11 protein-coding genes, 1 tRNA gene and 1 pseudogene are annotated in these 11,244 nt (G+C 71.0%); 9 read left to right on the forward strand and 4 right to left on the reverse strand.

Annotated elements, in window-relative coordinates; genetic code table 11:
• Positions 1-21: 21 nt before the first annotated feature.
• Positions 22-594 (reverse strand): FMN-dependent NADH-azoreductase, encoded by a 573-nt coding sequence (locus ACY35P_RS08080; protein ID WP_462115322.1) that lies wholly within the window; start codon positions 592-594, stop codon positions 22-24.
• A 111-nt stretch (positions 595-705) separates the two neighbouring features.
• On the opposite strand from ACY35P_RS08080, the gene ACY35P_RS08085 reads away from it, so the two are divergent.
• The 6 genes from ACY35P_RS08085 (at position 706) to ACY35P_RS08110 (ending at position 4,636) form a co-directional block, all read left to right on the forward strand.
• A complete protein-coding gene (locus ACY35P_RS08085; RefSeq protein WP_462115323.1) occupies positions 706-1,698 on the forward strand; it encodes a LysR family transcriptional regulator in 993 nt (330 codons plus the stop codon).
• A gap of 23 nt (positions 1,699-1,721) precedes the next feature.
• A tRNA-Ser gene (locus tag ACY35P_RS08090) sits at positions 1,722-1,811 on the forward strand.
• A gap of 88 nt (positions 1,812-1,899) precedes the next feature.
• On the forward strand, positions 1,900-2,484 hold the full coding sequence (locus tag ACY35P_RS08095) for an RNA polymerase sigma factor (protein WP_462115324.1): 585 nt from the start codon (positions 1,900-1,902) through the stop codon (positions 2,482-2,484).
• Positions 2,481-2,960, forward strand: a complete 480-nt coding sequence (locus ACY35P_RS08100) for a hypothetical protein (RefSeq protein ID WP_462115325.1) — start codon at positions 2,481-2,483, stop codon at positions 2,958-2,960. Before ACY35P_RS08095 ends, ACY35P_RS08100 begins: the two co-directional genes overlap by 4 nt.
• Positions 2,961-2,972: 12 nt before the next feature.
• Entirely contained in the window at positions 2,973-3,899 is a 927-nt protein-coding gene (locus ACY35P_RS08105; protein ID WP_462115326.1) for a DUF4097 family beta strand repeat-containing protein, read from the forward strand.
• An 80-nt stretch (positions 3,900-3,979) separates the two neighbouring features.
• On the forward strand, positions 3,980-4,636 hold the full coding sequence (locus ACY35P_RS08110) for a response regulator (protein ID WP_462115327.1): 657 nt from the start codon (positions 3,980-3,982) through the stop codon (positions 4,634-4,636).
• A gap of 88 nt (positions 4,637-4,724) precedes the next feature.
• Here ACY35P_RS08110 and ACY35P_RS08115 read toward each other — a convergent pair whose 3' ends face one another.
• The gene (locus ACY35P_RS08115) at positions 4,725-7,853 is read right to left on the reverse strand and encodes an Rne/Rng family ribonuclease (RefSeq protein ID WP_462115328.1); all 3,129 of its coding nucleotides are present in this window, start codon (positions 7,851-7,853) and stop codon (positions 4,725-4,727) included.
• 433 nt (positions 7,854-8,286) lie between these two features.
• Here ACY35P_RS08115 and ACY35P_RS08120 point away from each other — a divergent pair, with 433 nt between their 5' ends.
• On the forward strand, positions 8,287-9,237 hold the full coding sequence (locus ACY35P_RS08120) for an RluA family pseudouridine synthase (protein WP_462115329.1): 951 nt from the start codon (positions 8,287-8,289) through the stop codon (positions 9,235-9,237).
• Between the two features lie 6 nt (positions 9,238-9,243).
• Here the strand turns inward: ACY35P_RS08120 and ACY35P_RS08125 are convergent, their stop codons facing one another.
• Positions 9,244-9,672, reverse strand: coding sequence for an energy transducer TonB (locus ACY35P_RS08125; protein WP_462115330.1), 429 nt, complete (start codon positions 9,670-9,672; stop codon positions 9,244-9,246).
• A gap of 1 nt (position 9,673) precedes the next feature.
• Positions 9,674-10,009 carry a 4a-hydroxytetrahydrobiopterin dehydratase gene (locus ACY35P_RS08130; RefSeq protein WP_462115331.1) on the reverse strand — a complete coding sequence of 112 codons (336 nt, stop codon included), beginning with the start codon at positions 10,007-10,009 and terminating at the stop codon, positions 9,674-9,676.
• Positions 10,010-10,131: 122 nt separating this feature from the next.
• Between ACY35P_RS08130 and ACY35P_RS08135 the strand changes: the two genes are divergently transcribed.
• Both ACY35P_RS08135 and ACY35P_RS08140 read left to right on the forward strand, forming a co-directional pair.
• Positions 10,132-10,728, forward strand: coding sequence for an NfuA family Fe-S biogenesis protein (locus tag ACY35P_RS08135; RefSeq protein ID WP_462115332.1), 597 nt, complete (start codon positions 10,132-10,134; stop codon positions 10,726-10,728).
• Positions 10,729-10,742: 14 nt separating this feature from the next.
• A pseudogene (locus tag ACY35P_RS08140) lies at positions 10,743-11,244 on the forward strand (hypothetical protein); the annotation flags it as partial.

Raw genomic sequence — 11,244 nt, forward strand, 5'->3', positions numbered from 1 at the left:
GCGGGCCTTCGTCGTTCCGGCTCAGGCCGCCCGCTGCGGGCGGAACTCGGCCGAGCCGATGGCATCGGCGATGGCCCGGCGCCGATCTTCGGGCGAGAGCGCCACGCCGTCCGCACGCACGACGTGCAGATCGGTGACGCCGAGGAAGCCGAAGACCTGGCGCAGGTACGGCTCGACGAAGTCCGTCGCCTGGCCCGCATGCATGCCGCCGGCGGCGATCGCCAGGATGACCGTCTTGCCGCGCACGAGTCCCTCGGGGCCCGTCGCCGTGTAGCGGAATGTCCGGCCCGCGACGGTGATCCGGTCCATCCACGCCTTGAGCGTCGATGGAATGCCGAAGTTGTACATCGGCGCGCCGATCACCACGGTGTCCGCGGCGAGGAATTCGTCGAGGACTTCCTGGGACTGGATGGCCGCTTCAGGGTCCGCCAGCGTCGCCGCGGAGAGATGGGGCAGGGGCGCCGCGTCGAGGTCGCGCCGGATGAGGTGCAGCGCAGGAACGCGCTGTCGCTGGAGCTCGACCAGCGCGGCGGTCAGTTCGCGGGTGGCCGAGTTCGCGCCGAGCGCGCTGGAGTCGATCTGGAGCAGCTTCACGGGCATCGTCCTGTCTGCGGCATCGCCGCGGTCCTTCCGATGTGTGGCGTTGCATACATGGAATTAAGCTGGTGTAATGCCACGTACCGTTGCGGGCATGGAACTGTCGTCATGAACGATCTGAACGACCTCTACTACTTCGCCGCCGTCGTCGAGCACTCCGGCTTCGCGGCCGCCGAGCGCGCGCTGGGCATCCCGAAATCGCGACTCAGCCGGCGCATCAGCCAGCTGGAGAACGATCTCGGTGTCCGGCTGCTGCAGCGCTCCACCCGCCGCTTCGCCGTCACCGACGTCGGCCAGAGCGTGTACCGCCATGCGCAGTCGATGCTCGAGGAAGCGAAGGCCGCGCGCGAAGTGGTCGACCGCCTGAGCGCCGAGCCGCGCGGCGTGATCCGCGTGAGCGTGCCGGTGGGCATCGCGCAGCAGCACATGCCGAAGCTGCTGCCCGAGTTCCTCGCGCTGTACCCGCAGGTGCGCGTGCAGATGCACATCAGCAATCGGCGCGTGGACGTCATCAACGAAGGCTTCGACGTCGCGCTGCGCGTGCGCACCAAGCTCGACGACGACGGCAGCCTCGTGATGCGCAGCTTCGGGCAGATCCAGGAACTGCTGGTCGCGAGCCCCCAGTACCTCAAGCGGATGGGGCGTCCGCAGACGCCCGACGAGCTCACCGAGCACGTCACCATGTCGATGAGCGAGGACGAGGCGCGCCAGCGCTGGGAGCTCCACGGTCGCAACGGCGAGGTGCGCCGCATGGAACTGAAGCCGCGGATCATGGGCTTCGACTTCCCGATGCTGATGCAGCTCTCGAAGCAGGGCATCGGCATCACGTTGCTGCCGGAGACCATCTGCGCCGAGGCCGTGCGCACCGGCGAGCTCGAAGTGGTGTTGCCGGACTGGCGCCTGCCGCAGGGCATCTTCCACGCGGTGTTCGCCTCGCGCCGCGGCATGCTCCCCGCCGTGCGGGTCTTCATCGACTTCCTCGCCGAGCGCGCGCCGGCGCTGGTCGAGTCCGCGCGCCTGCAGTGCTCGGAGATCCACGGTCGCCCGTGCACGCCGGAAATGGAAACGAAGACGCGCGGCGTCGAGGCACTGCCGGCCTGAGCCCATGCGAGAATCCGCAACCCGGAGAGATGGCCGAGCGGTTTAAGGCAGCGGTCTTGAAAACCGCCGACGGGTCAAACCGTCCGTGGGTTCGAATCCCACTCTCTCCGCCAGCTTCGCGAAAGGGCTCCCGTCAGGGAGCCCTTTTTCATGGCGGCGGACGGCTTTAAACCTCCGGGGGCTCCGCCGCATCCGAAGGGTATGCTCACCGCCGTGCTCGACGATGCCGCGACCGCCACCGCCTCCCCGTCCGACGAGGACCGGGCGCTGGTGGCGCTGGCGGCCGGCGGGAACGTGGCCGCCTTCGAATCGCTGTACCGGCGCCATGCCGGTCGCGTGCACGGGGCGATCGTCCGGCTGGTCGGCGGCCACGGCGCGCGCGCCGAGGACCTCACGCAGGAGACGTTCGTGCGCGCCTGGCAGTGCCTGCGCGACTTCCGCAACGAGTCCGCGTTCGGCACGTGGCTGCACCGCCTCGCGGTCAACACGGCGCTGATGGACCTGCGCAGCCGCCGCGTGCGCGGCCACGACGAGGGCGACGACGACGGTCTCGACATCGTCGGCCTGCAGGATTCGGCCGGCGACCGCACCGCGCTGCGCATGGACCTCGAACGCGCGGTGGCGACGCTGCCGCCGCGGGCCCGTGCGGTGCTCGTGCTCTACGACATCGAGGGTTGGCGCCACGAGGACATCGCCGCGGAGCTCGGCATGGCGGTCGGCAGCTCGAAAGCCCAGTTGCATCGCGCTCGCGGGCTGCTCCGCGCGCGCCTCGGAGAAACCGCATGAACGACGACTCGCGACTTCCGCTGGACGAAGACCGGTCGCTGCCCGACGCGCTGCGCTGGCAGTTGCGCGCACAGCGCCGTGACGTCGAACCGGCGCGCGATCTCTGGCCCGGCATCGCGGCGCGCCTGCCGGCGCAGCGCCCCGCGCCGAGCCCGTGGGCACCCCGGTTCGCGCTCGCCGCGAGCCTCGCGGTCGCGACCGGTACGGTCCTCCTGCTCCGGTTGCCGGCTACACCCGGCGACGAAGCGGCGCGACAGGCGAGCGTCGTGGTCCGCGAATACGACCAGGCGATGAAGGCCATGCCCAAGGCCGATGCGCCCGCCGAACTCGCTCCGGCGATGGTCGAACTCGACCGCAGCGCCCGTGACATCCGCCACGCGCTCAAGCGCGACCCCGATTCGCGCCTGCTGCTCGACCAGCTGCGGCGCACCTATTCGCTCCGGCTCGCGCTGTCCCAGCGCGCGGTCGTGGGCTGACGGAGACCTTCGATGAAAACCGCACCGCACGTTCGTCCCCTCGCGCTGGCCCTCGCGCTCGCCGGCTTCGCCGCCGCCGCACACGCCGGCACGCCCATCAACCAGACGCGACCGCTCGATCCGCGCGGCCGTGTCGAGATCGAGAACGTCAAGGGCAGCATCGAGGTGCGCGCCTGGGATCGCCCGGAAGTGCGCATCGAAGGCACGCTCGGCGCCGGCGTCGAAAAACTCGAGATCAGCGGCGACGCCGGCGACCTGCGCGTGGCCGTGCGTTATCCCGAACGCAACGGGCTCGGACGCCTGCTCGGCGGCGGGCCGAAGACCGAGCCGACCGTCCTCAAGCTCATGGTGCCGTCGCGCGCCGACCTCGACATCTCGGCCGTCTCGGCCGACGTGCTCGCCTGGGGCGTTTCGCCGTCCAAGCTCAGCATCGACAACGTCAGTGGACAGACCACGGTCGCGGCGTCGGCCGACGAAGTCGAGGTCAACAGCGTCAGCGGTGACGTCGACCTCACCGTCAACCGCGCGAGCGTCGACGTCGAGAGCGTGAGTGGCTCGATCAAGCTGCGCGGTCGCCTGGGTCGCTCGATCGGCGTCGAGTCGGTCTCCGGCGACATCGATGTCGATGTCCTGCAGAACGGCGTGCAGCGCTTCGAAGGCAATACGGTGAGCGGCGACATGGCGGTGCGCACCGCGCTCGCCGCGCAGGCGCGGATGAAGCTCGAATCGGTCAGCGGCGACGTTCGCCTGCGCCTCCCGCGAGACGCCTCGGCCGACGTGCGCGGCGAGTCCTTCAGCGGCAGCCTGCGCGCGCCGGGTGCGACGATCGAACGTCCTGAGCACGGCCCCGGTTCGCACTTCCGCCAGCGGTACGGCTCGGGCGATGCCGACGTCTCGATCGAGACGTTCTCGGGCGACGCGGACGTGCGCCTCGACTGAGCGCGCGCGGCCGGTTGCGCCTGCCTCCGGCCGCCAGTAGCCTCCGTTCCCGGGGAGTTTCACGCCAAGGGAGGGAACGGATGTCCATCCGCGTGTTCATCATCGACGACCATGCCATCGTGCGCACCGGCCTGCGCATGATCCTGTCGGCACAGACCGACATCGAGGTCGTGGGCGAGGCGGAAAGCGGCGAGCAGGCCCTGCCGCTGATCCGCGCGTCGAAGGCCACGGTCGTCCTCTGCGACCTGCACCTGCCGGGCCTGAGCGGCCTCGAGGTCACCGAGCGCATCGTGCACGGCAACTACGAGGCGCGCGTCATCATCGTCTCGGTGCTGGAGGACGGGCCGCTGCCCAAACGCCTGCTCGAAGCCGGCGCCTCGGGCTATGTCGGGAAGGCCGGCGACGCGACCGAACTGCTGCGCGCGGTGCGCGATGTTGCACTCGGCCGCCGCTACCTCGCGCCTTCGGTGGCGCAGAACCTCGCGCTCGCCGGCATCGGCGGTGGGGGTTCGCCGTTCGACGCCTGCTCGCCGCGCGAGATCGAAATCGCCTTGCTGCTCGTGCAGGGCCTTCCGCAGCAGGAGATCGCGCGTCGGCTGAGCCTCAGCCCGAAGACGGTCAACACGCACAAGAGCCGCATGTTCGAGAAGCTCGGCCTCGCGATCAGCGATACCGTCGGCCTCGCGCGGCTCGCGGCACAGTACGGGCTGGCGGAGCCGGTGATCGCGCTGGCCTGAGGCCGGCGCCCACGATCGCGACGGACGCCGCAACGCGCAACGAAAAAGGGCCGCCCGAGGGCGGCCCTTTTCGCGTCAGCAGGATCGATCAGCCCTGGCGTTCGACGTCCGTCGCACCCAGCAGCTCGCCCTGGGTGGGCGCCGAACCGACGCCGCCCGGCAGGCTGTTGACCGCGTCGGCCTGCGTCGGGGCATCAGCGGACGAGGCGACGTGCTCTACATCGCCGGCCATTGGAGCGTCCAGTTCCGCGTCGACCGTGGCGAGCATCGCGGGCGCCGCGGCGTCCGCTTCGACACGACCGGCTGCGACCGGGGCGACTTCGCGCGACATTACGACCGGCGTCGCGGCCACCGCTTCGACAACCTGCACCGGCTCTGCAGCGGTGACGGCTTCGGTAGCCGCGTACGCGGCCTCGGCTGCGGTCTCCGCGGCATTTGCCTGATCCGCGGTCCGCGCGGCGACCGGCGCTTGCGCGACCGACGGGGCCGCCACCGCAGGTGCCGACGCGGTGCTCTCACTCGACGGGACGGGTTCGGCCATGTCGACCGACGGCGCGTTCGCGTCGACCGGCGGCGTCACCGGCTGCGGAGCCCGAGCCTCGATCACCGGCTCACTGATAACCGGCGTGGGCTGCACGACCGGCTGCGGCGCGACCACCGCGACGGCTGCGGCTGCGACCGGCTCGCGCCTGGGCGCTTCCGCCGCAGCCGAGGTGGGCGGCGGCGACGCGATGTCGTCGAATTCGAACTCGGGACGCGCCAGGTTCGCCGCGCGTTCCGCCGGCGCGGGCGCGTCGCCGAAGTTGTCGTCGTCGCCGTCGGCCTCGTCCTGCAGGTCGGCCGCGTCCATCCCCTCCATCGACTCGCCACCCTCGGCGCCATTGCGACGACGGCGGCGACCACCACGACGACCGCGACGGCGACGCGCGCCGTTCTCGAGCTTCGATGCGTCGGTGCCGTCGGGCGATTCGTGTTCGACCGCAGCCGGCGCCTCGGTGGCGTCGGCCGTCGTATCGACGACGGCGGTGGCGAGCATCGCCGAATCGCGCATCGTCGGTTCCGTCACCGGCCCGACCGGCATCGGCTCGACGGCAGGCGAGGGCATGCGTTCCGCGACGACTTCGGCCGGCGCCCGCGGCGGGCGCGGCTCGCGCGGCGGCGTGGCGGCGGCACCGGTCGGCGCGGCGTCGCGCATCTCGCTGCGCGCGGGCTTCGCCGCCTGCGGCTGCTGCTGCGGGCGCTCGCCCTTCGGCGCGTTCTGGCCCGGCTCCTGACGGTTCTTGCCCTGCGGCTGGCCCTTCTGCGCCTGCTGCTGGGCCTTGGGCGCCGGGGCGTTCTGCGGACCGCGGTTGCCGCCGTTCGGACGCTCGTCGCGACGGGCGTCGTTACGCCCGCGTCGCTCGTTGCGGTCGCGGCGACCGCCGTCCGGACGCGCGTCGCGCGAGGTCGGCGCGGGCGCCGGCGGCGGCGCGACCGGGGTCTGGCCGCGGAAGAAGCGGAAGATGCGCTCCACCAGGCCGACCGAATGCGTCGGCGCGGGCGTCGGTGCCGGACGCGGCGCCGGGGCGGGCGCGGCCACCGCGGTCGCCGGTTCCTTCGGCTCGCGCAGCGGGGCCGGCGTGGCCGGCTTGACGTTGGTGACGGCCGGCGGCGGCGGGATGTTGAGATGCGCCTTCGTCAGTGCATGCGTCGCGACCTTGCGCGGCGAGTGGCGCTGGTAGCTCGGCTTGCTGGTCTCCTCGCCGAGCTCGTTCTCGCGGATGCGCGTGACCTCGAAGTGGGGCGTCTCCAGCTGGTCATCGGCGACGATCACGATCGGCGCGTCGTGGCGCTGTTCGATCTCCGCCAGCGCGCGGCGCTTCTCGTTGAGCAGGAAGTTCGCGATCTGGACCGGGGCCTGCACCAGCACCTGCCCGGTGTTGTCCTTCATCGCGTGTTCTTCAGCCAGGCGCAGCACGGACAGTGACAGCGACTCGACGCTGCGCATGCGGCCGTGGCCTTCGCAGCGCGGGCAGACGATCTGGCTCGACTCGCCCAGCGACGGGCGCAGGCGCTGGCGCGACAGCTCGAGCAGGCCGAAGCGCGAGATGCGGCCGATCTGCACGCGCGCACGGTCGTGGCGCAGGGCATTCGACAGCCGGTTCTCGACCTCGCGCTGGTGCTTGGTCGACGACATGTCGATGAAGTCGATCACGACGAGGCCGCCGAGGTCGCGCAGGCGCATCTGCCGCGCGACCTCCTCGGCCGCTTCGAGGTTGGTATTGAACGCGGTCTCCTCGATGTCGCCGCCCTTGGTGGCGCGCGCCGAGTTCACGTCGATCGCGGTCAGCGCCTCGGTCTGGTCGATGACCAGCGCGCCGCCGGACGGCAGCTTCACGGTCCGCTCGTAGGCGTTCTCGATCTGCGACTCGATCTGGTAGCGGTTGAAGAGCGGGACGTCGTCCGTGTAGTGCTTGAGCTTGCGGAGGTTGTGCGGCATGACCTGCTGCACGAAGTCGCGCGCCTCCGCGTACATCTCCGGCGTGTCGACCAGCACTTCGCCGATGTCCGGGCGCATGTAGTCGCGCAGCGCGCGGATGATGAGGCGCGATTCCTGGTAGATCAGGAACGGCGCGGGCTTGGCCAGCGCGGCCTCGCAGACGGCGCGCCAGATCTGCAGCAGGTAGTCGAGGTCCCACTGCAGCTCTTCGGCATCGCGACCGACGCCGGCGGTGCGGATGATCACCCCCATGTCGTCGGGGATGTTGAGCGAGTCCATCGCCTTCTTCAGCTCGGCGCGGTCGTCGCCCTCGATGCGGCGCGAGACACCGCCCGCCGTGGGCGAGTTCGGCATCAGCACCATGTAGCGGCCGGCGAGCGAGATGAAGGTCGTCAGCGCGGCGCCCTTGTTGCCGCGCTCTTCCTTGTCGACCTGCACGACGACTTCCTGGCCCTCCTTGAGGAGTTCCTTCAGGCCGGCCTTGTTGGGGTCGACGCCCGCCTGGAAGTAGTCGCGGGAGATTTCCTTCAGCGGGAGGAAGCCGTGGCGATCACCGCCGTATTCCACGAAGGCGGCTTCGAGCGACGGCTCGAGGCGCGTGATGCGGCCCTTGTAGATGTTGGACTTCTTCTGTTCCTTCGCCGGTTGTTCGATGTCGATGTCGTACAGGTTCTGACCGTCGACGATCGCAACGCGCAGTTCTTCCGCCTGCGTCGCGTTGATGAGCATTCGCTTCATTGGTCTGGCGTCCTCGCGCGCAATCCGCGCGACGGCGCCGTGGCGTCCGCCTCTGGGCACGGGCCTCTGTCGCGCATCGCGCGGTCGAGGGCCCCACTTCCAGCGCTGCACACCACGGCGGGGCCGCGGGAGCGCTTGTTCGTGAAACTCGTTGTGAAACGTTGGGGCCGCGTCCGCGTCGGGCAGGGCCGTCGGCGTCGCGCGGGTCGGATGTCATCGCTCGACGGCGTCACCCGTCGGTCGAGGGCCGGCCTTGCCTGCGCGCGCTGCTAACATGGCCGACCCCGCGGGTCGTGGTCAGGCGCGCACCGGAAATCGCGGAAGCGGGCTTTCGGCCCGGTGCCGCACCAGCCTCCTGGCTGGGGATAAGCGGCGATCTTCCAGCGAAATCAAAACCTTATCTCGCCACGCGAGTTTAACAGATAACCCCACGATGACCACCCAGCCGGCCGCACCCGGTGCCCGGACCGTCCGCGTTCCCGAAGACCGCGACGGCCAGCGCCTCGACAACTTCCTGCTGGGCCAGCTCAAGGGCGCGCCGCGGTCGCTCGTCTACAAACTGGTCCGGTCGGGGCAGGTCCGCGTCAACGGCGGCCGCGCCAAGGCCGAGCGCAAGCTCGAGGCCGGCGACGAGGTGCGGATCCCGCCCGTGCGCCTGGCGGAGGAAGGCGAGAAGGCGCCGCCAGCGAAGGGCCTGATGGCGGCGCTGGATGCGGCGATCGTCTACGAGGACGCCCGCCTCCTCGCGCTCAACAAGCCCTCCGGCGTTGCCAGCCACGGCGGCAGCGGCATCAGCCACGGGGCGATCGAGACGCTCCGGGCGCTCCGGCCCGGGCAGTCGCTCGAGCTGGTGCACCGGCTCGACCGGGACACCTCGGGCCTGCTCGTGGTCGCCAAGAAGCGTTCGGCGCTGACGGAACTGCAGGCGCTGATGCGGGAGGAGGGCGGGATCGCCAAGCGCTATCTGGCGTTGCTGGTCGGTCGCATGCCGGACGGGACGATGTCGGTCGACGCCCCGCTGCACATCGGCCTGCGCCAGGGCGGCGAGCGCCACGTGCAGGTCAATGCGATCGGCAAGGCCTCGCTCAGCCACTTCCGCGTGCTCGAGCGGCGCGGCGGGCATTCCTATTGCGAGGTGCGCATCGAGACCGGGCGGACGCACCAGATCCGCGTGCATTCGCAGCACATGGGCCACCCGGTAGCAGGCGATGACAAATACGGCGATGCGGAGGTGAACAAGCGCCTGCGCGAGCAGGTGGGACTCAAGCGCATGTTCCTGCACGCGTCGACGCTCGAATTCGCGCTGGACGCCGGCCGCGCGCCCTACCTGCTCAACGCGCCGCTCGCGCCCGAGCTGATCGACGTTCTCGATCGGCTCAAGTAGCCGCTATTACTTCGGAGCGAGCGAGCCCGACGATTGCTCGTCGAGCGCGTAGCAGCGGTCCGGCCGCGGCTGCGGCACGTGGAAGTTCATCGGCACCGCGATCCATTGCGCCTTCGGCCGGCCGGCCTGCATCGCCGGCCGGAACGTCCAGCCGCGCACCGCCTTCTGCGCCGACGCATCGAGCTGCGCATTCCCGGTGCCCTTCTGCACCTCCACCTGGCGCACGTGGCCGTCGGTCTCGATGCGGATCCGCAGCTGCACCGTGCCGCCGACGCCGTTGCAGGCGAGCGCCTCCGGATAGTCCGGCGGCGGCGTCTGGATCGCGGCGGGCGGGGACGACGCACCGACCACGGCCGGCGCAGGTGACGTGGCGCCGCCGCAGGCTGCGAGCAGCAGCGTCGGCAGCGCGGCGGCAATGGCGCGTGCGCGGGCCACGTCAGCGCACCAGCGCGTCGGCCTTCGCCGCGCAGATGAAGTCGTTGTCCGACAGGCCGCCCACGTCGTGAGTGGAATAGCGCACGACGCAGCGGTCGTAGTGGACGCCTAGGTCCGGATGATGGTCCTGCTCATGGGCGATCCAGGCGAGGGCGTTCACGAAGGCCATCGTCCGGTAATAGTCCGGGAAGCGGAACGTGCGCGTGAGCGCCTGGCCGTCCTCGACCACCGACCACTCCGGCAGCTCGCGCATCAACGATTCGGCGCGCGTCGGATCGATGCGGTGTTCGGCGCCGCGACGCGGCACGCACTGCTGCTGGGCGAGGGACGAGGACATCGGAACTCCTGCTGTGTCGTTGCGGAACGCGTGCCGGCGTCGCTGAATCGGGCCCGTCCGCCCATCGCCGCGGCGTGAAGGCGACGCGAGGAAGCGGCCGCACGCGTGGCTAGAATAGCCCGATGATCGACATCTCCGAATCGGCCCAGACCCACTTCCGTCGCCTCGTCGAACGCGAAGCGATCCCCGGCCTGGGCGTGCGCCTGTCCGCGATGAACCCGGGTACGCCGCGCGCGGACGTGCGGCTCGAGTTCACCGAGCCCGCCGACCTCGCCGGTGACGAATGGGCGGTCGACTGCGACGGCTTCACGCTGTGGCTCGATGCGCCGAGCGTGCCGTACCTCGAAGGCGCGCAGATCGACTACGAGACGAAGGCCACCGGCGGCCAGCTGCAGATCCGCGCGCCGCGCATCAAGGGCGAGGCACCGGGCGAAGGTGCCGGGCTGGTGGAGCGCGTGCGGCACCTGATCGACCACGAGATCAATCCGCAGCTCGCCTCGCACCGCGGCCACGTGACGCTCGATTCGATCGATGCGGCGGGCGTGGTCTACCTGCGCTTCGGCGGCGGCTGCCACGGCTGCGGCATGGCCGACGTCACCCTGAAGCAGGGCATCGAGCGCAGCCTCATGGAGAAGGTGCCCGGCGTGACCGCGGTGCGCGACGCCACCGACCACGCCACCGGCGCGGCGCCTTACATCCCGCGCGACACGGCCGCCTGACCGACGCGGCCGGAGTGGATTCCGCCGCCGCCATCATCGACGCCCTCAACGCCCGCGCTCCGGCGCCGGCGCACCTGCGCGAGGCCGCGCGCGCGAGCTGGACCGCCTGGCTCGACCGCTGGGCGCAGCGTCCCGGGCGTGTCACCGGCGCGCCCGCGGCGTCGCTGGTCGCCGAATTCGCCGCGCGCGAGCCCGTTCCGCCACCTGCGCGCAGCGTCGAACTCAATCGCTGGCAGGCATTCCGCACGCTCTGGCGCCAGAACTGGCAGCCTGCGGCCCCGGAAGAACGGCGCCTGCGCTGGACGGCCGGTGGTGTCTCGGTCGTCTGGAACGCACTGCTCGCGGTGCTGCTGCTGATCGTCACCGCGATGCACTTCGCGCCGCCGCAGCCGGTCGAGGACGACGTGGTGATGGTCGAGTACGTGGGCGAGGGCACGCCGGCCGAGCCGGGCGGCGGCCCGGCACCGTCGCCTGCCACGACCCGCGCGAACGAGTCGCCTGCCGCCGCGAGCGCGG

It is taken from the genome of Lysobacter xanthus (assembly GCF_047159895.1).